The sequence below is a fragment of the Rhizobacter fulvus genome (assembly GCF_964020785.1).
The window spans coordinates 2,720,462-2,744,281 of the sequence record NZ_OZ224516.1 but is presented as its reverse complement, the minus strand read 5'-3'; the positions used below and the strand labels follow the sequence as shown (position 1 = coordinate 2,744,281).

General features: G+C 71.0%; 26 protein-coding genes. 3 read left to right on the top strand and 23 right to left on the bottom strand.

What is annotated here, in order from left to right:
• Positions 1-22 precede the first annotated feature (22 nt).
• Genes fba through ACWH49_RS13115 form a run of 3 tightly spaced genes read left to right on the top strand, consistent with a single transcriptional unit; the run spans position 23 to position 2,603 of the window.
• Positions 23-1,084, top strand: coding sequence for a class II fructose-bisphosphate aldolase (fba, locus tag ACWH49_RS13125; RefSeq protein ID WP_448171849.1), 1,062 nt, complete (start codon positions 23-25; stop codon positions 1,082-1,084).
• A 5-nt stretch (positions 1,085-1,089) separates the two neighbouring features.
• On the top strand, positions 1,090-1,782 hold the full coding sequence (gene rpe / locus ACWH49_RS13120) for a ribulose-phosphate 3-epimerase (RefSeq protein ID WP_448174346.1): 693 nt from the start codon (positions 1,090-1,092) through the stop codon (positions 1,780-1,782).
• Positions 1,770-2,603 carry an HAD-IA family hydrolase gene (locus ACWH49_RS13115; RefSeq protein WP_448171848.1) on the top strand — a complete coding sequence of 278 codons (834 nt, stop codon included), beginning with the start codon at positions 1,770-1,772 and terminating at the stop codon, positions 2,601-2,603. The genes rpe and ACWH49_RS13115 overlap by 13 nt, the downstream gene beginning before the upstream one ends.
• Here the strand turns inward: ACWH49_RS13115 and ACWH49_RS13110 are convergent.
• The 23 genes from ACWH49_RS13110 to ACWH49_RS13000 all read right to left on the bottom strand — a co-directional run bounded on the left by ACWH49_RS13110 (position 2,556) and on the right by ACWH49_RS13000 (position 23,746).
• Entirely contained in the window at positions 2,556-3,938 is a 1,383-nt protein-coding gene (locus tag ACWH49_RS13110; RefSeq protein ID WP_448171847.1) for a sensor histidine kinase, read from the bottom strand. The genes ACWH49_RS13115 and ACWH49_RS13110 overlap by 48 nt on opposite strands.
• 13 nt (positions 3,939-3,951) lie before the next feature.
• Positions 3,952-5,418, bottom strand: coding sequence for a nickel-dependent hydrogenase large subunit (locus ACWH49_RS13105; protein ID WP_448171846.1), 1,467 nt, complete (start codon positions 5,416-5,418; stop codon positions 3,952-3,954).
• Positions 5,418-6,425 carry an NADH-quinone oxidoreductase subunit B family protein gene (locus tag ACWH49_RS13100; RefSeq protein ID WP_448171845.1) on the bottom strand — a complete coding sequence of 336 codons (1,008 nt, stop codon included), beginning with the start codon at positions 6,423-6,425 and terminating at the stop codon, positions 5,418-5,420. The genes ACWH49_RS13105 and ACWH49_RS13100 overlap by 1 nt, the downstream gene beginning before the upstream one ends.
• Complete coding sequence (locus ACWH49_RS13095; RefSeq protein WP_448171844.1) at positions 6,422-7,876, bottom strand: sigma-54-dependent transcriptional regulator; 1,455 nt, start codon at positions 7,874-7,876, stop codon at positions 6,422-6,424. The genes ACWH49_RS13100 and ACWH49_RS13095 overlap by 4 nt, the downstream gene beginning before the upstream one ends.
• Complete coding sequence (locus ACWH49_RS13090) at positions 7,873-9,624, bottom strand: hydrogenase maturation protein (protein WP_448171843.1); 1,752 nt, start codon at positions 9,622-9,624, stop codon at positions 7,873-7,875. Before ACWH49_RS13090 ends, ACWH49_RS13095 begins: the two co-directional genes overlap by 4 nt.
• Positions 9,614-10,090 carry a hypothetical protein gene (locus ACWH49_RS13085; protein ID WP_448171842.1) on the bottom strand — a complete coding sequence of 159 codons (477 nt, stop codon included), beginning with the start codon at positions 10,088-10,090 and terminating at the stop codon, positions 9,614-9,616. The genes ACWH49_RS13090 and ACWH49_RS13085 overlap by 11 nt, the downstream gene beginning before the upstream one ends.
• 17 nt (positions 10,091-10,107) lie before the next feature.
• Entirely contained in the window at positions 10,108-11,166 is a 1,059-nt protein-coding gene (hypE, locus tag ACWH49_RS13080) for a hydrogenase expression/formation protein HypE (protein WP_448171841.1), read from the bottom strand.
• Positions 11,163-12,302, bottom strand: coding sequence for a hydrogenase formation protein HypD (hypD, locus tag ACWH49_RS13075; RefSeq protein ID WP_448171840.1), 1,140 nt, complete (start codon positions 12,300-12,302; stop codon positions 11,163-11,165). The genes hypE and hypD overlap by 4 nt, the downstream gene beginning before the upstream one ends.
• A complete protein-coding gene (locus tag ACWH49_RS13070) occupies positions 12,289-12,531 on the bottom strand; it encodes a HypC/HybG/HupF family hydrogenase formation chaperone (protein WP_448171839.1) in 243 nt (80 codons plus the stop codon). Before ACWH49_RS13070 ends, hypD begins: the two co-directional genes overlap by 14 nt.
• Positions 12,522-13,679, bottom strand: a complete 1,158-nt coding sequence (locus tag ACWH49_RS13065) for a Kae1-like domain-containing protein (protein WP_448171838.1) — start codon at positions 13,677-13,679, stop codon at positions 12,522-12,524. Before ACWH49_RS13065 ends, ACWH49_RS13070 begins: the two co-directional genes overlap by 10 nt.
• Positions 13,676-14,509 carry a hydrogenase nickel incorporation protein HypB gene (gene hypB, locus ACWH49_RS13060; protein ID WP_448171837.1) on the bottom strand — a complete coding sequence of 278 codons (834 nt, stop codon included), beginning with the start codon at positions 14,507-14,509 and terminating at the stop codon, positions 13,676-13,678. The genes ACWH49_RS13065 and hypB overlap by 4 nt, the downstream gene beginning before the upstream one ends.
• An 18-nt stretch (positions 14,510-14,527) precedes the next feature.
• The gene (gene hypA, locus ACWH49_RS13055; RefSeq protein WP_448171836.1) at positions 14,528-14,872 is read right to left on the bottom strand and encodes a hydrogenase maturation nickel metallochaperone HypA; all 345 of its coding nucleotides are present in this window, start codon (positions 14,870-14,872) and stop codon (positions 14,528-14,530) included.
• Complete coding sequence (locus ACWH49_RS13050; protein WP_448171835.1) at positions 14,865-15,938, bottom strand: hypothetical protein; 1,074 nt, start codon at positions 15,936-15,938, stop codon at positions 14,865-14,867. Before ACWH49_RS13050 ends, hypA begins: the two co-directional genes overlap by 8 nt.
• The gene (gene hybE, locus ACWH49_RS13045; protein WP_448171834.1) at positions 15,935-16,423 is read right to left on the bottom strand and encodes a [NiFe]-hydrogenase assembly chaperone HybE; all 489 of its coding nucleotides are present in this window, start codon (positions 16,421-16,423) and stop codon (positions 15,935-15,937) included. Before hybE ends, ACWH49_RS13050 begins: the two co-directional genes overlap by 4 nt.
• Complete coding sequence (locus ACWH49_RS13040) at positions 16,420-16,653, bottom strand: rubredoxin (protein WP_448171833.1); 234 nt, start codon at positions 16,651-16,653, stop codon at positions 16,420-16,422. The genes hybE and ACWH49_RS13040 overlap by 4 nt, the downstream gene beginning before the upstream one ends.
• On the bottom strand, positions 16,650-17,564 hold the full coding sequence (locus tag ACWH49_RS13035) for a hydrogenase expression/formation C-terminal domain-containing protein (RefSeq protein WP_448171832.1): 915 nt from the start codon (positions 17,562-17,564) through the stop codon (positions 16,650-16,652). Before ACWH49_RS13035 ends, ACWH49_RS13040 begins: the two co-directional genes overlap by 4 nt.
• A 13-nt stretch (positions 17,565-17,577) precedes the next feature.
• Positions 17,578-18,096, bottom strand: a complete 519-nt coding sequence (locus tag ACWH49_RS13030; protein ID WP_448171831.1) for a hydrogenase — start codon at positions 18,094-18,096, stop codon at positions 17,578-17,580.
• Positions 18,086-18,412 carry a HypC/HybG/HupF family hydrogenase formation chaperone gene (locus tag ACWH49_RS13025; protein ID WP_448171830.1) on the bottom strand — a complete coding sequence of 109 codons (327 nt, stop codon included), beginning with the start codon at positions 18,410-18,412 and terminating at the stop codon, positions 18,086-18,088. The genes ACWH49_RS13030 and ACWH49_RS13025 overlap by 11 nt, the downstream gene beginning before the upstream one ends.
• Positions 18,413-18,426: 14 nt before the next feature.
• Positions 18,427-19,056 carry a HyaD/HybD family hydrogenase maturation endopeptidase gene (locus tag ACWH49_RS13020; protein WP_448171829.1) on the bottom strand — a complete coding sequence of 210 codons (630 nt, stop codon included), beginning with the start codon at positions 19,054-19,056 and terminating at the stop codon, positions 18,427-18,429.
• 390 nt (positions 19,057-19,446) lie between these two features.
• Positions 19,447-20,178, bottom strand: coding sequence for a Ni/Fe-hydrogenase, b-type cytochrome subunit (cybH, locus tag ACWH49_RS13015; protein WP_448171828.1), 732 nt, complete (start codon positions 20,176-20,178; stop codon positions 19,447-19,449).
• A gap of 28 nt (positions 20,179-20,206) precedes the next feature.
• Positions 20,207-20,788, bottom strand: coding sequence for a HupE/UreJ family protein (locus tag ACWH49_RS13010; RefSeq protein WP_448171827.1), 582 nt, complete (start codon positions 20,786-20,788; stop codon positions 20,207-20,209).
• 28 nt (positions 20,789-20,816) lie between these two features.
• Positions 20,817-22,673: a nickel-dependent hydrogenase large subunit gene (locus ACWH49_RS13005; RefSeq protein WP_448171826.1), complete on the bottom strand. Its 1,857-nt coding sequence runs from the start codon at positions 22,671-22,673 to the stop codon at positions 20,817-20,819.
• Positions 22,670-23,746 (bottom strand): hydrogenase small subunit, encoded by a 1,077-nt coding sequence (locus ACWH49_RS13000; RefSeq protein ID WP_448171825.1) that lies wholly within the window; start codon positions 23,744-23,746, stop codon positions 22,670-22,672. The genes ACWH49_RS13005 and ACWH49_RS13000 overlap by 4 nt, the downstream gene beginning before the upstream one ends.
• Positions 23,747-23,820 lie beyond the last annotated feature (74 nt).

Sequence of the window (23,820 nt, the reverse complement as noted above, 5' to 3'; positions counted from 1 at the left end):
CAACGTACCGAGGAGACCTTCGATGGCCCTGATTTCCCTGCGTCAACTGCTCGACCACGCCGCCGAGCACCACTACGGCCTGCCCGCCTTCAACGTCAACAACATGGAGCAGATCCAGGCCATCATGCAGGCGGCCGAGGCCTGCGACAGCCCGGTGATCCTGCAGGCGAGTGCCGGCGCGCGCAAGTACGCGGGCGAGCCCTTCCTGCGCAAGCTGGTCGAGGCCGCGATCGAGCAATACCCGCAGATCCCCGTCTGCATGCACCAGGACCACGGCGCCTCGGCCGCGGTGTGCCAGCAGGCGATCCGCAGCGGCTTCTCCAGCGTGATGATGGACGGCTCGCTGCGCGAGGACCAGAAGACGCCGGCCTCGTACGAGTACAACGTCGCGGTCACCGCGCGCGTCGTCGAGATGGCGCATGCGGTCGGCGTGTCGGTCGAGGGCGAACTCGGCTGCCTCGGCTCGCTGGAGACCGGCACCGCCGGCGAGGAAGACGGCGTCGGCGCCGAAGGCACGCTCGATCATTCGCAGCTGCTGACCGACCCCGAGCAGGCCGCCGACTTCGTCGCCCGCACCGGCGTCGATGCACTGGCGATCGCGATCGGCACCAGCCACGGCGCGTACAAGTTCTCGCGCCAGCCGACCGGCGACATCCTGGACATCGCGCGAATCGCGGCGATCCATGCGCGCATCCCCGACACCCACCTCGTGATGCACGGCTCCAGCAGCGTGCCGCAGGAGTGGCTGAAGGTCATCCGCGACCACGGCGGCGACATCCGCGAGACCTACGGCGTGCCGGTCGCCGAGATCCGCGAGGGCATCCGCTTCGGCGTGCGCAAGGTCAACATCGACACCGACATCCGCCTCGCGATGACCGGCGCGATGCGCCTGGCGATGGCGCAGCGCCCCGACGAGTTCGACCCGCGCGCGTTCCTGAAAGCCGCGACGGCGGCGGCCAAGGGCATCTGCCGCGAGCGTTTCGAGGCGTTCGGCTGCGCCGGCCAGGCGAGCAAGCTGAAGCCGCGCACGCTCGATTCGATGGCCGCCGCCTACGCGAAGCTCGCACCGAGGCTCGCAGCATGACCAGCATGCGGCAGGCCACCGTGATCGCGCCGAGCCTGCTGTCGGCGAATTTCGCGCAGCTCGGCGCGGACGTGGCCGGCGTCGTCGAGGCGGGCGCCGACTGGGTGCACCTCGACGTGATGGACCATCACTACGTGCCGAACCTGACCTTCGGTCCGATGGTGTGCGAAGCGATCCGCCCGTTCGCCGGTCGCGCGCTGATCGACGTGCACTTGATGGTCGAGCCGGTCGACGCGCTGGTGATGCCGTTCGCGAAGGCCGGCGCCGGGCTGATCTCGTTCCATCCGGAGGCCAGCCTGCATGTCGACCGCACGCTGCAGCTGATCCGCGACCAGGGCTGCCAGAGCGGCCTGGTGTTCAACCCCGCGACGCCGCTGCACTGGCTCGATCACCTGCTCGACAAGATCGACTGCGTGATGCTGATGTCGGTCAACCCCGGCTTCGGCGGCCAGAGCTTCATTCCGTCTACACTGCCCAAACTGCGGCTCGTGCGCGACCGGCTGGACGCCTACGCGCGCGGCACCGGCCGGCGCATCCGCCTCGAGGTGGACGGCGGCGTCAAGCCCGACAACATCGCCAGCATCGCGCGCGCCGGCGCCGACACCTTCGTCGCCGGCTCTGCGGTGTTCGGCAGCCGCGACTGGCGCGCGACGATCGCGACCCTGCGGCACGCGGCGGAGTGCTCATGGCCGTGTTGAAGGCCCTGATCTTCGATGTCGACGGCACGCTCGCCGAGACCGAGCGCGACGGCCACCGCATCGCGTTCAACCGCGCGTTCGAGGACGCCGGCCTCGGCTGGCATTGGGACGTCGAGCACTACGGCGCGCTGCTCGCGGTCACCGGCGGCAAGGAGCGGATCGCGCACCACTGGCACGCGATCGACCCCTACGCCGCCGGTTCGCCGCAGGCGCCGGACCGCGTCCGCGCGATGCATGCCGCCAAGACCACCCACTACCTCGACTTGGTGCGCAGCGGCACCGTGGTACTGCGCCCCGGCGTGCGCCGGCTGCTGATCGAGGCCCGTGCGCGCGGCCTGCGGCTCGCGATCGCCACGACCACCACCGAAGCCAACGTGCGCGAACTGCTGACCGCGACGATCAGCCCGCTGGCCCCCGGCTGGTTCGAGGTGATCGGCGCCGGCGACGCGGTCGCGCACAAGAAGCCGGCGCCCGACATCTACGACTGGGTGCTGGAGCGGCTGCACTTGCCCGCCTCCGAGTGCCTCGCGTTCGAGGATTCCGCGCCCGGCGTCGCCGCCGCGCGGGCCGCTGGCTTGGCGACGCTGCTGACCCGCAGCGTCTACAGCGCCGGCGAGCCCATCGACGGCGCACTCGCCGACCTCGACGGCCTCGGAAGCCACCCGCAGCCGGCGCTCGGCCTGGCGCCGACCATCGATGGCTTGCGGCCATGGCGCGGCGTGGTCGACGTCAACACGCTGCGACACTGGCATGAGATGCGGCCCCACGGACCTTCACGCCAACGGCAACTCCAGCATGAACTCCGCCCCGCCCTGCGCTGAGTTGTCGGCGCTCAGCCGGCCGCCGTGCTGCTCGACGATGCCGTAGCTGATCGACAGCCCCAACCCCGTGCCTTTGCCGACCGGCTTGGTCGTGAAGAACGGGTCGAAGATGCGGGACAGGTGCAGCGCCGGGATGCCGGGACCGTTGTCGCGGAAGCGAAGCGTCGCGCTGGTGTCGGTCACCTCCGCGGTGATCCACATCGCCGGCTGCATACCCTTGACCGAGGCCGCCGCGTCGTACGCGTTCTGGATCAGGTTCATCACCACCTGCAACAGCTGTCCGGCACTCGCGCTGACGATCATCGGCGCCGTCGGCGTCCAGTGCACGTCGAACGCCGGCGCGGTGCCCTTGCGCACCCAGTGGATCGCGCGCTCGATCACGCCGTTCAGGTCGACACGCGTGCGCTCCTCGCGGTCGACGGCCGAGAAGCGCTTGAGCCCGTTGACGATGTCGGCGGTGCGTTGCGCGCCTTCGAGCGTGCCCTCGATCAGCGACGGCAGGTCGCCCATCAGGTGGTCGATGCGCAGCTGCGCGCGCAGCGCCGACAGTTCGCGTGCGGCCCCGGTCGGCAGCGCCGGCAGCTGGGCGTGGAGCGCGCCGACATACGTCTCGAGCCGTTCGCTGTAGCGCTTCAGCGCATGCACGTTGCCGAGCACGAAGCTGATCGGGTTGTTCAGCTCGTGCGCGACGCCCGCCACCAGGCGCCCGAGCGACGCCATCTTCTCGGAATGCAGCAGCTGCTGCTGGGTGCGCTTGAGCGCCTCGTGCGCCTCGCGCAGCTGGTGATACGCGCGCTTGATCTCGCCCATCGGCCGGCCGACGAACACATGGCCGACGCGACGGCCGGTGCTGTTCAGCCGCGGCGTGCAGTTCAGGTCCACCGGCACCGGCTGGCCCAGCGCATCGCGCAGGTCGATCTCGACGACGGCGCCGGCGCGCGTCGGCGCGGTGTGCTCGATCACACCGCGGATGCGCGCGCGGCTGGCGTCGTCGGCCAGCAGCGCGTAGACGCTGGTGCCGCGCAGCGCGGAGTCGCCCTGGCCGACCAGTTCGCACAGCGCGGCATTGGTCTCCTCGATCGCGCCGTGCTCGTTGCACGCGACCAGCACGTCGCTCATCGCCGACAGCAGGCTGAAGATGAACTGCTGCGACTGCTCGAGCTCAATGTTCTTCTCTTCGAGGGCGACCTCGTCGGCGACGAGCTGCGAGTAGACCTCGTCCATCTTGTGGATCACGTCCAGCCACGCGCTTTCATCCACGCCTTCGAGCGGTGGGGAGGCCGAGCCGGCGGCGGGTGAGATGCGCGGCGGCTTGGGCGTGCGCGGCGGGCTCATCGGCGACTCGTGATCAATGCACCGTGCAGACCATGCACGGGTCGAAAGATCGGACGATGTGCTGCACCGCGACCGGCGTGGTCTCGCCGGGCTGCACCGGCGCGCCTTCGAGCGCCGCCTCGAGCGCGCCGGGCGTGCCCGCGGCGTCGCGCGGCGAGAAGTTCCACGAGGTCGGCGCGACGATCTGGTAGCTGGCGATGCGGCCTTGCTCGACCAACAGCCAGTGGCCCAGCGCACCGCGCGCCGCCTCGGTCAGGCCGACTCCCGCGCCCTGCTCCGGCAGCGGCGCGACGTGGCACCACGGCTCGCCAGGCCGCAGTGCGCGCAGCCAGTCTTCCATCAGCGACACGACGCGCGCGAGTTCGAGCAGGCGCGCGAGCACCCGCGTGTACACCGTGCCGCCGCAGCGGGCGACCGCCGCGCGCACCAGCGGATTCCCGGCGGCGAGTTGACGCGCTATCGCGCCGGTCTCGACCACGTCGCCGCCCAGCCGCGGCGCCTTGTTCCAGGTGTACGCACCGGGCTTGTCCGCATCGGGCAGCGTCACGCCCTGCGCCGGATGGCGCGGGCCTCCGGCGTCGCTCAGCCAGGCGTTGTTCGCGTCCTCGCTGATGCGCGCCAGGTCGAGCGGAGCGAGCGCGCGCGCCGCCGCGTCCCACACGCCGGGCGGCGTGACGTGGCGGCCATCGGCCTGTCGGTAGGCGCCGTAGCTCAGGTAGCGGCCGGGGCCGGCGCCGAGCGCATCGAGGCCGGTGTCGGCCGCGATGGTCAGGAACAGCCGGAAGTCCCCGCCCAGCGGATCGGCGGCGTGCCAGCGCGCCAGCGTCGCCTCGTCGTCGAGCGCGTGGATGAACTCGAGCGGCGCGCCGAACAGCGTCTGCTCGAGGAAGCTGCGGAACTCGCGCACCCGTGACAGCAGCCGGATCCGCTCGGCCGACTCGACCGGCTTCGACGAGCCGCCGGGCTGCACGCTCTGGGTGTGCGGCCATTTGCCGCCGAGCGTGCCCATGATCGTGAACCAGCGCTGACGCGCCGCGATCGCCAGCCGCGCATGCTCGCCGCGCTGCGCCTCCAGGCGCCGCAGCGTCTGCGCATGCCAAGGCCGCGCCGCGTAGACCGCGCGGGTGAAGTCGGGCATGAAGAACAGATAGAAGTGCGTCAGGTGATCGGCGAGGTTCTCGGTCGCGAGCATCAGGTTGATCACGTGAGCGCCGTTCTCCGGCACCTGCACACCCGCCAGGTCGCCGAGCGCCCGCGCCGACGCGACCGACTGCGACACCGAGCAGATGCCGCAGATGCGCGGTACGTAGACCATCGCGTCGAACGGGTCCTTGCCCTGCAGGATCTGCTCGAAGCCGCGGTACATCGGCGCGTTGACCCGCGCGCTGGCGACGCGACCATCGGCGATCTCCAACTGCACCTCGAGATCGCCCTCGACACGGTTGAACGGCCCGACCAGCAGGCGCGAGGTGGTCGTCATCACTTCAGCCGCGTCCTGCGCACCGCCGGCGCGATCACCAGATGATCCGCGGTCGCGTTGCTCTTCACGCGCTTGGGCGTCGCGCTCTTCGACAGCGACGCGAGCGCGACAAACCAGGCCTTGGGCATGTCGGTCGGCAGCCCGATCGGAATGCCGGCAATCTTCGGCGTGGCGTGGAACGCGTGGCCCGGCTCCTGGAAACCCGGCTCGGTGCAACTGATGCAGGCGTAGCCGCCGCGCGTGCACGAGCCCTCGCCGTTCCACAGCCGCGTGTTGCAGTCGGCATGCGCCTGTGTGCCCTTGCAGCCCATGTTCTCCATCATGCAGCCGGCATCGGACGACTTCTCGGCGCTGGCCTTGAACTCGTAGTACTCGTTGCGGGTGCAACCGTGGTGGACGAGCTGGTCGGCGTAGAAGCGCGGGCGGTTCAGCGGGTCGAGGTCGGCCGCGGTGAACAGGCCCGCGGCCAGCGCCATCAACGTGTCGGTGACCCAGCCGGGATGGGTCGGGCAACCGGCGATGTTGATCACCGGCAGGCCGGCGCGGCCGCGGAACTCCGCGCCCAGCAGGCCGCCGATGCGGTCGTCGTCGTACTGCAGGCCGCAGGCGTCGGTCGGGTTGTGGTGGTGGCCGCCGCCGCCCGCCGTCACGCCACCCCACGCGGCGCACGCGCCGATCGCGACGACGTGCTGCGCGACCGCCGCGAGGCGCCTGACCCAGTCGATCATCGCGATGCCGGTACCGGCCAGCACATGGAAGCGCCCGGTGCCGTTCGGCCCGCGCAGCAGCGAGCCTTCGATGCACAGCGCGTCCAGGCGCAGCCGGCCGTCCAGGCACCGGTCGAGCACGTCGATCATCTCGGCGCCACTGGCCAGCGACAGCGACGGGTGCCAGACCAGCTCGATGCCGGCATCGCGCAGCGCGCCGTTGAAATCGATCGTGTCGGCGCACAGCAGCGACATGCTGCAGCCGCCGCATCCGCCCGACTGGAGCCAAAGCACATTCATTTCGCGACCTCCAGCCCGAAGCGGATCAGTTTCGCGCGCAGCCCGACGCGCGACAGGCCCAGTTCCTTGGCCGCATGCGTCTTGTTCCAGCGCAGCCGCAGCATCACCTCGCGGAGCACCGCGGCCTCGATCGCGTCGAGCCGCTCCTGCAGCGTGCCGGTCTGCGCGATCGTCAGCGCACTCCGTTCGGCGCTGGCACCGGCCTGGCCGTGCAGCACGCGGCGCGAGAACGACTGGGCGCCGATGCGCTCGCCTTCCGTCAAGGCCACCGCGCGGCCGATCTCGTTGCGCAGTTCGCGGATGTTGCCGGGCCACGGGTAGGCCATCAGACAGGGCAGCGCGTCGTCGGCGAATCGCACGCCGGGGCGGCCAAGCTCGGCGCTCACATCCGTCAGCAGGCGCTGCGCGATCGGCGCGATGTCGCCGCTGCGTTCGCGCAGCGGCGGCACCTGCAGCGTGACGCCGGCGATGCGGTAATACAGGTCTTCGCGGAAGCGGCCGGCGCGGACCTCGTCTTCCAGTTGACGATGGGTGGCAGCGATCACGCGCACGTCGACCGCGATCGCGCGCGCGGCGCCGACCGGCCGCACCTCGCCCTCCTGAAGCACCCGCAGCAGCTTGACCTGGAAGGCCGGCGAGGTCTCGCCGATCTCGTCGAGGAACACCGTGCCGCCGTGGGCGCGCTGGAACAGACCCATGTGGTCTTCGTAGGCGCCGGTGAACGCGCCGCGCTTGTGGCCGAAGAGTTCCGATTCGAGCAGCGAGTCGGTGATCGCCGCGCAGTTCTCGAGCACGAACGGCCCGGCCGCGCGCGGCGACGCGTAGTGGATCGCGCGGCCGATCAGCTCCTTGCCGGTGCCGGATTCGCCCAGCACCAGCGCCGACAGGTCGTAGCGCGCGATCCGCCGCGCCATCTCGCAGACCGCGTCGAGCGGGCTGCCGGGGGCGCGCTCGATGCGATCGAAATCGAACACCGAGCGGGCGCGCGCGAGCTTGTCGTGGCTGCGCTGGCGCAGCACCGGCGTGCCGGCGCGGAGTTCGACATCGAGCCGGTGCAGCCCACCCTGCAGGCTGCGCGCCTCGGCCGCGGTGCGCACGGTGCCCAGCAGGTGTTCGGGCACCCACGGCTTCAGGATGTACTGGTAGATGCCGGCGTCGTTGATGCCGGCGATGATGTCCTCGCTGTCCGTGTAGCCCGAGATCACGATCCGCACCGTGTCGGACCAGCGCTCGCGCACCTCCTTCAGGAATTCGACGCCGGTCAGGCCGGGCATGCGCTGGTCGCACAGGATCACGTCGACGGCGTGGCGTTCGAGCAGCGTGCGGGCCTCGTCGGCGTGGCTCGCGGTGAGGACACGGAAGTCCTCGTCCAGCGTGCGGCGCATCGCGTCCTGCGAGCGCACCTCGTCGTCGACGACGAGGACGGTGGGCAACTCCGGTGCGGCGATCACGGTCGATGGAGCGCGAGGTGGCGCGGCGTGCGCGCGTGCGGCAGCTTGCGCACGAAGTGGTAGCGCGCGACGTGGTAGCTCGGGTCGAACCCGTAGAAGTTGCGATGCATCTGCGTAAATTCTGTCGCGCGGTAGTCGGCCAGCGGCCGGGTCGCTTCATCGTGCGCGCGCTGCGTCTGCTTGGCGCGCACCCGCTCGGCCACATTCTGCGTCGCGATCGCGGCGGCGCGCAGCAGGGTTTCCCGCTCGAAGTCACGCGCGTCGGGCGTCAGGCACCGGTCGACCAGGCCGATCTCACGGGCCTGCGCGGCCGACAGCGGCATCCGGCCCTGGGTGGTGCGGCGCGCCTGCTCGGTGCCGACGCGGCGCGGGAGTACATAGGTCCAGTACTCCGACCCATACAGGTTGCCCATGTTCTTGTAATGCGGATTCAGCAGCACGGCCTCGTGCGCCCAGACCTCGTCGGCCGCGAGCGCGAGGAAGACACCGCCGGCGCCCGCGTTGCCGCGCAGCGCCGCCACCGTGATGCGGTCGGTTGCGGTCAGCAGCTCCAGCACCACGTCGTTCATCGCCTCGATGTTGCGCAGCGACGCATCGGCCGCGCTGTCGCCCGGGTCCTGCGCCGCGGCCTCGATCGCGTTCAGGTGGATGCCGTTGCTGAAGAAGTCGGCGCCGCCGAGCAGCACCAGCACCTGGGTGTCGCGCGCCTTGGCGTGGCGCAGTGCATCGCGCAGCCGTTCGCACTGGCGCGTGGACATCGCGCCGTTGTGGAACTCGAAGCGCAGCAGCCCGATGCGGGCGCGGCCGTCGGGCGCAGGCTGTTCGGCGTAGTGGAGCTCGTCCCACTCCGCCGGGTCGTCGTGATCGAGCGCGACCGCGCACTCGGGCAACGCACCGGCCTGCACGGCGAACACCTGCGTCGCCGGCAGCTTGATCGCCGTCTGCCCGCGCGCGTCGGGCGCGGCGCGCACATGGCCGATCCACACGCCGCCGTCGACGGTGCGGCGCAACAAGGCCGGGCCGCGGCGCGCGACGACATCACCCGCCGCAGCGGCGGGAACACGCGCCAGCGTCGCCGCACTCGCCGGGTGCGCGTCGAACAGGTGACAGGGCAAGCCGAAGAGCGCATCGGCCACGCCCGGGCTGCCGTCGCCGCAGCGCAGGCGGCGCAGCGCCTCGGCGGTGGTCGCGTGGGTCCAGTCGATCGCGCGTTCGGCCTGGGGCAGCGCCGGCCACGCGCGCCCGGTGGAGGCCACCAGCGCCGGACGCTCGTGGCGACGCCAGCGCACGAGCGCCTCGACGACAGCGTGCACCGCGGCGTCGGTGACCTCGCGCCGGTACAGGCTGCTCTTGGTCGCATCGCGCATCGCGAATTCGGCATGCGCCCAGACCGGGCCGGCATCGAACTCCGCGTTCGCCTGCAGCACCGTGACGCCCCAGCGCGCCTCGCCGCGCAGGATCGCCCGGTCCAGCGCGGACGGCCCGCGGTCGCCGGCGATGCCGGGGTGCACGATCAGGCACGGGCAGCGCTCCCACACCGATGCGGGGATGCGCCGCTTCAGGAACGGCGCGACGATCACGTCCGGCCCGAACCGCGCGACGGCCTCCTCGGTCACCGCATCGGCGATGTCCAGTTCCAGCGATACGACGTGGCCGCGCGTTTGCAACTCGACGAACACCCGCTGCGTCAGGCTGTTGAAGCTGTGCGCGAGCAGCAGCACGCGCAGCGGGGCGGTGTCATGCGGCATCGGTGATCTTGCGGATCAGGGCGTCGGCGCGGCGCCGGCCCTGGTACATCACGAGCTTCTCGCGCAGCGCGTCGAGCTCGGTACCGAGCGCTTCGCTGGAATCGGCACCGAGCAGGCCGCCGAGGACGGAATCGACCTCGGGGCCGAACACCGGCGCGAGTTCGCGCAGCGCAAGCGATTTGGCGGCGCGCAGGTCGACGCTGCGGGCCGGCGGCGCCGGCTGCGGCGCGGCGTCGGCTGCCTCCGCCAGCCGCGCCACCGGCACGGCCGGCTCGATCAAGCCCATCGCGACCAGCGCCTGGAGCTTCGGCTCGGCGTCGTCGCCGATGCGCTGCGCGAGCTCGTCGGACGAGACCTGCGGCGCCACCAGGATCAGCAGGGTGCGCAACAGGCGCGGCAACCCGAGCGTACGCTCGGCGACCTCGCGGACGCCCAGTTCGGTCTTGCGATAGAACAGTCGGGGCATGCGCAACGAGAGCGAAGTCAACAGATTCGTGGCAGCTGCTCCCCGCTGAGCCAGTCGACAACGCGGCGACCGCCGAAGCGGGTGTTCATCTGCACGAAGCAGTGCGGGTCGTCGCTCACGCTGCCGATGCGCACCGCGCCCGCCCCGCACGGGTGGGCGCGCATCGCGTCGAGCACGGCGTCGGCCGCTTCGGCGCCGCAGATCGCGACGAGCTTGCCTTCGTTCGCGACGTACAGCGGATCGAGCCCGAGCAGCTCGCACGCTGCCTCGACCTGCGGCCGGACCGGGATGGCCGCCTCGTCGATCAGCATGCCGCAGCGCGACTGGCGCGCGATCTCGTTCAGCGTGGTCGCCAGGCCGCCGCGGGTCGGGTCGCGCAGCACGCGCACGCCGGAGCCGCCGGCGCGCAGCATCGCCGCGACCAGCGTGTGCAGCGCGGCCGTGTCCGAGACGATCTCGGTCTCGAACTGCAGCGACTCGCGCTTCGACAGCACCGCCACGCCGTGCTCGCCGATCGAGCCCGACAGCAGGATCACGTCGCCCGGCCGCGCGTTGGCGCCGCCCACGTCGACGCCGCGCGGCACCACGCCGACCCCGGTGGTGCTGATGAATACGCCATCGCCCTTGCCCTTCTCGACCACCTTGGTGTCGCCGGTGACGACCGGCACGCCGGCCTCGCGCGCCGCCTGCGCCATCGACTGGACGATGCGCTTCAGCTCGGCGAGCGGGAAGCCTTCTTCGAGGATGAAGCTCGCGGCCAGGTAGAGCGGCGTCGCACCGTTCATCGCCACGTCGTTGAGGGTGCCGTGAACCGACAGGCAGCCGATGTCGCCGCCGGGAAAGAACAGCGGCGAGATCACATGCGCGTCGGTCGCCATCACGAGCCGGCCGGCCGTCGGGTCGAAGCCGGGCAGCGGCAGCGTCGCGCCGTCGTTGCCCTGCCGCAAGTATTCGTTGTCGAGCGCGGCGACGAACAGCTCCTCGATCAGCTGCGCCGCGGCACGTCCGCCGGCGCCGTGGTTCATGTCAATGCGGCCGTGGCGCACATCGAGCGGGCGCACGTAGTCTGTCTTCATGCGGCCACCACCGGGATGTCGCGGAAGCGGCCGTAGGCGTAGTGCGCGGCGCAGGCGCCCTCGTTCGAGACCATGCACGAGCCGACCGGGTTCTCCGGCGTGCACACGGTGCCGAAGATCTTGCAGTCGGTCGGCTTCTTGACGCCGCGCAGGATCGCCCCGCACTCGCAAGCCTTGTTGTCGGCGACCGGCGTGTAGTCGAGCGCGAAGCGGCGCTCGGCATCGAACGCGGCGAACGCCGGGCGGATTTTCAGCGCGCTGTACGGCACCTCGCCGAGGCCGCGCCATTCGAAGTTGGGGCGCAGCTCGAACACCTCGCTGCACACCGCCTGCGCCGCCGCGTTGCCCTCGCGCGTGACGGCGCGCGTGAATTCGTTCTCCACCTCCGCGCGGCCCTCGTTGACCTGGCGCACCAGCATCAGCACCGCCTGCATCACGTCGAGCGGCTCGAAGCCGGCGATCACGACCGGCTTGGCATATTCCTCGGCGAAGTGCTCGTAGGGCTGCGAGCCGATCACGATGCTCACATGCGCCGGGCCGATGAAGCCGTCGATCGGCACGGTGCCGTACTGGCGCACCTCGGGAGACTCGAGGATGTGCGTGATCGCCGACGGCGTGAGCACGTGGCAGCACAGCACGCTGAAGTTGGCCAGCTGCTCGCGCTGCGCGCTGCGGATCACCAGCGCGGTCGGCGGCGTCGTGGTCTCGAAGCCGATCGCGAAGAACACGACCTCGCGGCCCGGGTTGTCGCGCGCGATCTGCAGTGCGTCGGCGCCGGAATAGACCATGCGGATGTCGCCGCCGCGCGCTTTGGCGCGGATCATCGACAGGCCGTTCGAGGCCGGCACGCGCATCGTGTCGCCGTAGGTGCAGACGATCACGTCGCGGTCGAGCGCGAGGCGGATCGCCAGGTCGATGCGCCCGATCGGCAGCACGCAGACCGGGCAGCCCGGGCCGTGCACCATGCGCACGTTGGCCGGCAGCAGTTCCTTGATCCCGTAGCGCGAGATCGCGTGGGTGTGGCCGCCGCAGAACTCCATGAAGCTGTAGGTGCGCGCCGGGTCGACCTCGGCCGCGATGCGCTGGCCGATGCGCGCGGCGATCGCGCCGTCGCGGAACTCGTCAATGAACTTCATGGGTCGTCTCCTGCCAGGCCGCGAGTTCACCGAAGAGCGCGAGCGTGCGTTCGGCCTCGTCCGGGTCGATCATGCCGATCGCATGGCCGACGTGGACGATCACGTAGTCGCCCTCCCGGGCCTGCGGCACCAGCGCGATGCAGACCTCCTTGCGCACGCCGCCGAGGTCGACGACGGCGAGGTCCGCGCTCTTGAGCTGGACCAGTCGGGCGGGCAGGGCTAGGCACATGGCGGGGGCTCGGTGAGGGTGTGATGGGTGACGGGCTGGCCGGCCGCCGCGGCGCGGCGCAGCTGATCGGCGGCAACCCACGCCTGGCCGAGCGCCAGCCCGGCGTCGCCGCACGACACGGTGCGGGTGCGCAGCACGCGCAGGCCGGCACACTCCAGGTGCGCGGCGAGTCGCTGCGTCAGCACGCGGTTCATGAAGCAGCCGCCCCCGAGCGCGACCGCGCCGATCGCGTGCCGTCGTGCGGCCGCGATGGCCCAGCGCGCCAGACCGGCCGCCAGGTTGACGTGGAACACCGCCGACGCGTGCGCCGGGTCGGCGTCGTGCTCGTACAGGTGCGCGAACAGCGGGCGCAGGTCGAGCTGGCCGTTGGCGAGCATCGGCGTGAGTTCGGCGAGCGGCGAGACCTCGGTGGCGGCCAGCCAGTCGGTCGCGGCGCGCTCCATCGCGATCGCCGCCTCGGCCTCCCCCGACTGGCGCACGCTCAGACCGAGCACGCCGGCGGCGGCGTCGAACCAGCGGCCCGCGCTGGTCGTGGTCGGCGTGTTCAGGCGGCGCTGCAGCATCGTGTAGAGCAGGCGCGTCGCGGCGCTGCCGACGCGCGGCGCGAAGCGCGCGGCGATGGCCGCCCCTTCGCCCATCGCGAACATCGCCGCCGCCGCCATTCGCCACGGTTCGCGCGCAGCCACGTCACCGCCGGGGAGCGCCAGCGGGCTGAGGTGGCCGAGGCGCTGCCAGCGCGCGCCGTCGACGAACAGCAACTCGCCACCCCAGGCCAGGCCGTCGGTGCCGAGGCCGACGCCATCGAGCGCGAGGCCGATCAGCGGCTCGGGCCGCGCCTGCTCGGCCTGCAGCACCGCGATGTGCGCGTGGTGGTGCTGCACGCCGATCGCCGGCACGCCCAGGCGCTGCGCGATCGCGATCGCGAGCCGGGTGCTGTGGAAGTCCGGGTGCAGGTCGTGCGCGATCGCGTCGACCGGACCGAGCATCAGCAGCCCGTCGAGCGAGCGTTCGAGCGCGAGGCAGGCCGCGGGGTCGGCGAGGTCGCCGTGCGGCGCCGACCAGCGCGCGGTCGCCCCGTCGAGCCGGCACGCGGCATTCTTCAGCCACGCGCCAACCGCCAGCACGCGCACCCTTGAGGCCGCGTTCATGCAGGCTGCCCCGCGTGCTGCAGCCAGTGCAGCCACGCGTCCATGCCCTCGCCTCGCGTGGCCGAGAGCTGGATCACCTCGATGCCCGGGTTGACGCGCCGCGCCAGTTGGATGCAGCGCGCGACGTCGAAGCTCACATGCGGCAGCAGGTCGATCTTGTTCAGCACCATCAGCGACGCGGCGGCGAACATGTCCGGATACTTCAGCGGCTTGTCCTCGCCCTCGGTGACGGACAGGATCGCGACCTTGGCGGCTTCGCCCAGATCCCACAGGGCCGGACAGACGAGGTTGCCGACGTTCTCGATGAACAGCAGCTGGTCGTTGTGGTGATGGTGCGCGTGCCGGTGCGTGTGCTCGTGCGAATGCTCATGCGCATGCAGGTGCGACCACGCCTGCGCGACCATCTCGGCGTCGAGGTGGCAGCCCTTGCCGGTGTTGACCTGTACCGCGGGCGCGCCGCTGGCGCGAATGCGGTCGGCGTCGAAGCTGGTCTGCTGGTCGCCCTCGATCACCGCGACTTGCACGCCCGGCGCGCGGGCGCGCAGCGCCGCGATCGTCGCGCACAGCAGCGTCGTCTTGCCGGAGCCGGGGCTGGAGACGAGGTTCAGCGCCGTCACCCCGTGCGCGGCGAAGTGCGCGCGGTTGTCGGCGGCGATGCGGTTGTTCGCACCGAGCACGTCCTGCTCGATCGTGATCGCACGCTCCTGGCTCATGCCCGGCACCGACACGCGCGCCGCACCGGCCCCGAAATGCAGCGCCTCGTGGCGCCCCGGTTCGGCCCTGATCACCACGTCGCCGTCACCGGCCGCACATCCACACACCACGCACATGGTTCGCTCCTGAGTCCATCAATCGATCACACGCATGTCGACCACGCGCAGCTCGGTGCCGCCGGTCGCCTGCCAACGAAAGCTCCCGCATTTCGGGCACGGGTCGGCGCGGCGCTCGATCATGACGCTGCCGTTGCACTGCAGGCACCACGCAGTGGCGGGCGGCTCGTCGATCTCGACCTCGGCGCCGTCGAGGCAGGTGCCCGGGCTCATTGCCTCGATCGCGAAGCGCAGCGCCCGCACCTCGACGCCGGCGAAACGCCCGACCTCGAGCCGCAGGTGCGTGACGCGCGCGAAGCGCTCGCGCAGCGCCGCATCCTCGGCAAGCTTCAAGATGCCGCCGGCCAGGCTCATCTCATGCATGTGCCGGCTCCTCGCGGGCTGCGACGATGCGGTGTGCGACGCACGGGTCGAACGCGGCGACCAGCCAGTCGGCGGTGTCGGTCGACTGCGTCCGCGCGAGCGCGTGCGCCAGGCCGCCGGACGGGTGGAAGTTCCAGTCGGTCGGCGACAGCACACGGCAATCGGCGACGCGGTCGCCATCCAGCCGCACCCAGTGCACGAGCAGGCCGCGCGCGGTCTCGATCCACGCCAGGCCTTCGCCGGGGCCGGTCCTGCAGGCACCGCTGTCGAGCGGGATCGCGTCGGACGCGGGCGATGCGAGTCGCGCCAGATCGACCAGCCGGCTCGCCAACCGCATCCATGCACCCTGCGTGCCGGCCGCATGCGGCGCAGCGGCGCGTGACCACGCGCCGGTGTCGGCGCAGCCCAACGCTGTCGACGGCGCGGCGACGAACGCGTCGCCCGCTGCGCCGGCCAGCGAGCGCGCGAGGTGCCGTCGCGCGGCCGGTCGATCATGCAGGCGCAGCGGCGCCGCATCGAGGTGGACGCCGCGCAGCGCGATACGACCGGCGTCGAGCGCGTACGCCGTGGGCGTCGCGGTGTGCCTGCACCAATTGCCCAGCCAGGCTTCGCCGTGGGCTTGGGCTTGCGCGAGCCACGCGGCGACCGGCATCGCAAGCACTTCGCGCTCCAGCCAGACGGCGAGCGCGGCGTCGGCCGCGTTGCCGTCGTGGGCCGGCGGCAGCGCACGCAATGCACGCAGCGCGAGCGCGGCGGGCTGGCGCGCGAGCGCGGCCCAGTCGAGCGTGACGCGGCGCACGTGCTCGCGCGCAGTGTGCCAGCGGAGCTGCGCGCGCTCGTCCGTCGACAGCGGGTCGTCCCTCCCCTGCGCCGCCGCGACCGCCAGGCGCCCGGCAAGGCGGTGCGCGTGCCCACACAGCGTGAACAGCGTGCCGAGCAGGCCGGGCAGCGCGCGCGCCGACTGGCCGCGCCACAGCCGCGACAGGCCCTGCGGTCGCTCGCGCACGATGTTCGGCAGCGGCGCGCCGGCCGTCAGTTGCAGCGAGCCGGCGAGCGAGAAGCTCATGCCGCGGCGCTCCGACCGAAGAGGAACGAGCGCCGCGCCGGCGCCGTCTCGGTCATCGAAGCCGCCGCTGCGGGGGGTGGCACCGGCGCCTCGCGCAGCGACTCCAGCACCGCCTGCGCCGTGGCCCGCGCCGCCGTCTGGTCGGCAAACTCGAACATCGGCGAGAACAGCGAACACAGCGCGTAGGCGCCGATGCCGGGCTCGTGGGCGCCGATGAACTCGAAGCGCTCGCCGCCGAGCACATGAAGCCGGGTCTCGCCGATGCGGTGCGATTCGTCGGTGGCGTCGGCCGGCAGCCAGATCAAGTTCATGAACCATGGTGCCACGAGCACGCCGACGACCCCCGACTCGCCCGCCGCATCGGCCTGCGGCTCGAAGCCGACCGCCTCGACCGACAGCGCCGGGTTCAGCACCGGCACGCCGGCCATCCGCGTGCGCGCGATGTGCTCGAACGCGGCGACGAGCCGGGGCACGCGGGTGGTCATGGCGCGTCGTCCAGCACCATGAACTGGTCGGCTTCGCCGTCGCAGGTCGGGCAGCGCCAGTGCGGCGGCAGCTCGGTGAACGGCACGCCCGGCGGCACCTGCCAGACCGGGTCGCCGAGCGCCGGGTCGTAGACCCACCAGCAGATCTTGCATTCGAGCCGCCCCGCCCGCGCGAGCTTGCTGCGGTCGCCGAGGTAGCTGCCCTCGAAGCGCGGTGCGGCGTCGTTCATGAGGTGGCGGCCGCCGCATCGAGCACGCCCTCGACCCACTGCAGCACCTCGCCGAGGCGCTCGTGCGAATCGTGCAGGTCGACATCGGCCGCGCAGGCGACCTCGGGCAGGTCGACGACCTCGACGGTGTTGAGAATCACCAGGTCCTGCGAGTTGTAGTACACGACGCGCCAGCAGTTCGGCATGCGTGTGTTGGTGATGCGGCAGTTGCCGTAGCCGCGCGACAGCACGAGCACGCGGCCGGTGCCGAGCTGGTGGTCCATGAAGCTGATGTCGGGCACGTCCATCGGCAGCAGCGTCAGGTTGATGACGTGCGGCGGGTCGCCCGGCTGCCACTTGAGCCACGCGTCCTCGATCTCGGTCAGCAGCATCGGCGAGTTCATCACGCCGGGCGGCAGCGGCGCGGACAGCGGCGGGACGCGGCGCGCGAGCACGTCGTCGCGCGCGGCCTGCACCAGCCCGGCCGGGATGCGGCCGACCTCGAGGTGGTCGGACAGCAGCGCGTCGCCGTCGAACGCCATCACCCGCCAGACGCCGGCGAACACCGACTCCTGGATCCGCCATTCGACGCCGGCCGCGCCGGCGGGGCGGCGGCCTTCGGGCGCGGCGACGCGCGCGCTGACCTCGCCCTCGCCCATCACCTGGTTGATCAGCGCCAGGTCGTCGGCGTCCAGCCCGTGCAGGTCGACGCACTGCGACGCACCGCCATGGCGCACGTTGTCGAGCGCGCGCAGCACCGCGCGCAGCGCGCGGTGCGCTCCCGCGCGGGCGGCCAGGTCCTCGGGCTCGGGCAGGACCGGCGGGCGGTAGGTCTCCATGCCCTGCGGCATGTTCATGTAGTCCAGCGTCTCGTCCTCCTCGGGCTGGCTGCCGGGGCCGAGCGCGACGACGGGAATGGGAAAGGGCTTCATCGGGGCGGCTCCTTCAGTGGCAGGACGATGCGGCGCCGCCGGCCGCGACCACCGGGATGCCGATGCCGGGCAGGCGCGAGGTCGGCATCGCCAGGGCCTGCTCGATCAGCTTCAGGTAGACGTCCCAGTCGTGCATGCCGGCGACCACGGTCACGTAGCCGCCGTCGCGCCAGAACATCAGCGCGGGCCAGCGCTGCGAGCTGAAGCGGCGCGCGACCGCGTCCTCGACCTCGCGGCGCGCCACGCCGACGATGAAGGTGCCGGGGAAGCTGCGCTGCAGCTCGGGCAGCACCACGGCCACGTCCAGGCACTCCGGGAAGCGCACCGGGTCGCCGGCGAAGAACAGCACGCGGTTGCCCGGGCCGCTCTTCCACGCGTCGACGCTCTGCTCGTCGACCCACTCGGCGCCGTGCTGCTCGACCAGGCGCTCGATCAGCGCCGGCGTGGCCGAGGCCTTGGGCGGCGCGACGCTGGAGGCGAATTCGGCAGGCGCGGCCGCGCTGGCCAATGGGAGGTTCAGTTCAATGCTCATGGTGGGGTACCGAGGCGCCGGAGAGCGCGGCGAGTTGGTCGGCGCTCATCGCCGACGGAAGCGCGAAATGGAAGTCGCCGGCCGCGCCGGCCTCGCCGCGCAGCGCGGCTTGCAGCAGGTCGAGTGCGGCGTTCACGTCGGCGGCACGCGCCGGGGTGATGCGCTCGCGCGCGGAATCGATGAACACGAGCAGCCAGTCGCCCACCGCGCAGTCGCCGACCAGCGCGGTCTCGACCTCGCGGACTTCGCCGCGCCCTTCGCAGACGGCGCGGCCCGGGCTCACTTTGATGACGCGCAGCGGAATGGCGATGCACATGGTGGGCGTCTCGGTCAGGTCGGCCAGGCCGCGGGCATGAAACGCTCGTCGCCGATGCGGCACGCGAGTTCTTCGGACGGCCGCTGCCCTTCGTAGCGCTCGATCGCCAGCAGCGAGAACGTGACCGATTCGTCCTCCGTCAGCGGCTCGCGGCGCTCAACCGGCGCGGCACCCCAGCGGCGCAGCGCGTCGACGCCGAGCGCGAGCGCGTCCTCCAGCGCCGCGCGCACGACCGGGCGCAGGCTGCCGCCGTAGTCCTCCAGCTCCTGCGGCTGGCAGCCGACCAGCAGCACCTGCTCGGGGTAGCTCTCGGTCAGCTGCGCGAGCATCAGTACCTCCTGGAAACCGGTCTGGTGCAGGCTCATCTTCTTGGCGCCCATGAAGCGCGGCACGTCGTCGTTCTCGATCAGCTTCAGCGTGCCGGGGGCGAGGCCGTAGTCGATCGCGTCGAAGATCAGCAGCGCCCGCGCCGCCTGCACATGCTGAATCAGGTACAGGCCCTGCGTGCCGCCGTCGATCAGCTGCACGTGCGGCGCGAACTGGTAGCGCCGCTGCAGCGCCTCGACACAGCGCACGCCGAAGCCTTCGTCGGCCCAGAGCACGTTGCCGATGCCCAGCACGGTGATCGTTTCCGGCGTGGTCATCTGAATCGTTCCCCGCAGGCTGTCGTCGCGCCATACGCGGCTTGCCTGCAACCGTCAGCGCGAGCAAAGGCGCGTGCGGGCAGTTCCAACGAACAGCTCCGACCGTGAATGTCGCGGCAAGGGCTGCCCGCCGGGCGCGATTTGGGTGGCGGCGAGCAGCGCAGGGCCGGGGTCGGCGCGCGCCAGCGCGCCTTGTCATCTGACTCGCCGCGGTTGTCTGAACGCAGCGAACGCAGTTCGCGGAGTGAGTTCTGCGGCGCGACCCCGGACCGAGCAGCGCAGTGCAGTCGTCGCGAAGCGGCGACCGCCACCGCATGAGCGCCCGGCGGGCAGCCCTTGCCGCGACGCGCCGAAAACGAAACCGCGAAACGAAGGAAAAGCCGATTCATCTCAGTCTTTGAAAGTGCGGTGACCCGACACCATCGTGCTGACGATGCTCTGCCGTCCCATGATGTCCTCGCGGATGGCGGCGTAGATGTGCAGGATCACGAAGCACACCATCACCCACAGGCCGACGTGGTGCCAGGTGTGCACGTCCTGCGACTGGCCGAACAGCGGGATCACCCAGCCGAACAACCGGTTCGCCCACGAGCCCGCCTGCGTGCCCTCGCCGTACAGCGCGAAGCCGGTGCACAGCATGAACACCGAGTTCAGGAAGAACACGAAGAACATCGCGAAGCGCGCCAGCGGGTTGTGGCCCACGTAGCGATTGGGCCGCTTGCTGATGAACGCGTACCACTTGATCATTGAGAGCATTTCACGCCAGTACGCGCGCTGGAAGATCGGCACGCTGAAGAGCTCGCGCGCATGGTGGTTGCCGACGAAGGCCCAGTAGATGCGCCCGAGCAGCCCGACCGCGAAGATGTACGCGGCGGCGAAGTGCGCGAACCGGATGTAGCCCATCAGGTAGTTGGCGCTGGCCTCGCCGGGCTGGGTCGGGAACGGCCGGGCGATGAAGTAGCCGGTGATGGCGAGCACGACGATCGCCAGGGCGTTGATCCAGTGCCAGATGCGCACCGGCGCCTCGTACACGTAGACCGATTTGATCGACGCGGCTCGGGCGATGTCGCTGGCGTCGACATCGCGGGCCACGGGGCGGCTGGCGGGAATGGCGGAGGACATGGTCGCGGCTCCTGGTGTGTTGGACCGCTCAGGCGCGCACGAGCAGCGCGAGCCCGGCCGCGCCCAGCAGCGTGCCGAGCGGCCACACCAGCCGGTGCATCCGCTGCAGCCGCGCGCCCAGCGCGAGCCCGCCGGCGTGCAGCGCGGCCGTGGTGACGACGAAGCCGATCGCATAGGCGGCGAACCCGGCCCCCGCCGGCGCCTCCGCACCGTGCGCCAGGCCGTGCAGCAGCGCGGCCGCGGCCACCAGCGCGAGCCCGAGCGCGGGCGCCAGGCGCTGCGCGAACACCAGCATCAGCCCGCACAGCAGCACGCTCGCGGCGATGCCCTGCTCCACGAACGGCAGCTGCAGCCCCATGACGCCGAGCGCCGCGCCCGCCACCATCGCGGCGAGGAAGGTCAGCGGGCCCAGCGCGCGCTGCGACCCGCGCAGCGCCAGCATCGACCAGACGCCGACGGCGCCCATCGCCAGCAGGTGGTCGAGCGCCAGCGGGTGTTCCAGCCCGGCCAGCAGGCCGTGCGTGCCGTGGCCGGTGTGGGCCGCGGCGCTGCCGGCCAGCGCCGCGAGCGTGGCCGCCGCGCCGAGGCGGCGAAGAGTCGAGGTCTTCATGCGGTGTCTCCTGAGGAAGGGATGGCGGTCAGCGGACCTTGACGGTGGCGAGTTCCGCGCCGTCCGGGCTCATCACGTGGGTCGAGCAGGCCAGGCACGGGTCGAACGAGTGCAGCGTGCGCAGGATCTCGACCGGCTGCTCGGGGTTGGCCATCGGCGTGTTCATCAGGCTGGCCTCGAACGCGCCGATCTGGCCCTTGTTGTCGCGCGGGCTGCCGTTCCAGGTGGTCGGCACCACGCACTGGTAGTTCTCGATCCGGCCGTCCTTGATGCGGATCCAGTGGCCGAGCGTGCCGCGCGGCGCCGCGACGGTGCCCACGCCCTTGGCCTCCTTCGGCCAGGTGGCCGGGTCCCACTTGTCGACGTTGGCGGTGCTGGTGTCGCCGGCCTTGATGTTGGCGACGAGTTCGTGGAAGTCCTCCAGCATCATCTCGGCGCAGTACTGCGCTTCGAGGGCGCGCGCCAGCGTCCGGCCGATCGTCGTCGGCAGCAGTTGCTTGGCCGTGTACTTGGTCTCGGGCAGGCCCAGCGCCTTCGGGAAGTCGCTGTTGATGATGCGGGCCGAGCTCTCGATCTGCTCCTTGACGCGCTGGCAGTACTTGTGGCCCTGCAGCGCATGCGCGTAGCCGAGGATGTAGCGCGACAGCGGCCCGACCTCCATCGCGTGGCCGCGCCAGCGCGGCGACTTGATCCACGAGTACTTGGCGCTCTCGTCCAGCTCCTGGATGTTGGTGCTGGTGCCCTTGGTCTTGGCGCCGAGCACGTAGTTGGGCTCGGTGACGCCGTCCCACGGGTGCAGGCCCTTGGATTCGTCGGCGTACTTGTACCAGCTGTGCGGCACGAACTCCTGCACCTGCTCGGGGTCGCGCGGGTCGACCGGGTGGATCACGTCCCAGTTGCCGTCGAGGATCGCGCCGCCCGGCAGCTGCTGGGTCCTGGGGTCGCCCATCACCTTCTCGTAGGTGCCGTAGTCGAGCACGTTGGTGGCCGACAGGCCGCCGCCGAACAGCCAGCCGGCGTTCTTGTAGATCGTGCCGATCGCCAGCACGTCCGGCACGTAGACGTTGTTGTTGAACTCGATCATCTCCTTGATGCGCGCCTCGACGAAGTTCAGCCGCTCCATGTTGACCGGGGCGCCGGCCGCGCCGTCTTTGTCGAGGTTGATCGCGCAGGGCACGCCGCCCACCAGGTAGTTGGGGTGCGGGTTCTTGCCGCCGAAGATGGTGTGGACCTTGACCCACTCCTTCTGCAGATCGAGCGCTTCGAGGTAGTGCGTGACGGCCATCAGGTTGGCCTCGGGCGGCAGCACATAGGCCTTGTTGCCCCAGTAGCCGTTCATGAAGGGCCCCAGCTGGCCGCTCTCGACGAACTTCTTCAGCCGGTTCTGGATGTCGCGGAAGTAGCCCGGCGAGGACAGCGGGTGCGCCGGCGAGACCGTCTGCTGCAGCTCCGAGGTCTTCTTCGGGTCGGCCTTCAGTGCCGAGACCACGTCGACCCAGTCGAGCGCGTGCAGGTGGTAGAAGTGGACCGCGTGGTCGTGCTCCTGCAGCGTCTTGGCCATGATCTCGCGGATCAGGTAGGCGTTCTTCGGGATCTTGATGCCGAGCGCGTCCTCGACCGCGCGCACCGAGGTCAGCGCATGGCAGCCGGTGCACACGCCGCAGATGCGCTCGACGAAGGCCCACGCGTCGCGCGGGTCGCGGCCCTTGAGGATGACCTCGAGGCCGCGCCACATCGTGCCGGTGGAGACGGCGTTGCGGATCACGTTGTTGCTGTCGAGGTTGACCTCGCAGCGCATGTGACCCTCGATGCGCGTGACCGGGTCGACGACGATGCGCCGGCCCGAGTTGTCCATGTTGAAGCCCTGGGTGGCGTACGCGGTCATGCCTTCTGTCCTTCCTTGTTTTGCTGGGTCGCGCGCTTGATCGCCGAGACGGCGGCATGCGCGGCGGTGGCGGCGCCGACGACGGCGGCCGCGGTGCCACCGACCTCGTCGGCGTTGGCCTCGATACCGAACTGGTGGATATTGGTCAGGCGGTCGTAGAACGAGCCCTTGTCCCAGAAGCCGTCTTCCGAGCAGCCGATGCAGCCGTGGCCGGCCTGGATCGGGAAGCTGGTGCCCTCGTTCCACCGCGTGGTCGAGCAGGCGTTGTAGGCGGTCGGGCCCTTGCAGCCAACCTTGTAGAGGCAGTAGCCCTTGCGCGCCGAGTCATCGTCCCAGGCCTCGACGAACTGGCCGGCGTCGAAGTGCGGGCGGCGGTAGCACTTGTCGTGGATGCGCTGGCTGTAGAACATCTTCGGCCGGCCTTGCCGATCCAGCTCGGGGATGCGGTCGAAGGTCAGCATGTAGGTGATCACGCCGGTCATCACCTCGGCGATCGGCGGGCAGCCGGGCACCTTGATGATCGGCTTGTCGGTGATGACCTTGTGCACCGGCGTCGCCTGCGTCGGGTTCGGCTTGGCGGCCTGCACGCAGCCCCACGAGGCGCAGGAGCCCCACGAGATGATCGCCTTCGCGTCTTTCGCGACATGGCGCAGCTGGTCGATGAACGGCCGGCCGCCGATGATGCAGCTCATGCCCTCCTGGTTCAGCGGCGGATTGCCTTCGACCGCGAGGATGTAGTTGCCCTTGTACTTGGCCATGATCTCTTCGAGGATGGCCTCGGCCTGGTGGCCCGCGGCGGCCATCAGCGTGTCGTCGTAGTCGAGCGAGATCATCGACAGCACCACGTCCTTCGCGAGCGGGTGCGCGGAGCGGATGAACGACTCGGAGCAGCAGGTGCACTCCAGGCCGTGGAGCCAGAGCACCGGCGTGCGCGGCTTGGTCTCCATCGCATGCACGATGGTCGGCACGAAGTACGGTGCGAGGCCGAGCGAGGTGGCCGTCAGCGAGCAGTACTTGAGGAAGCTGCGGCGCGAGATGCCCTGGCGGCGCATGACCTCGTAGAAGGTTTCCATCGTGGCTTGTCTCCGGTTTGGTGTGTCGCCGCCGCCACGCGCGGCAGCGATGCACCCTGGAGATCACAAGAGCC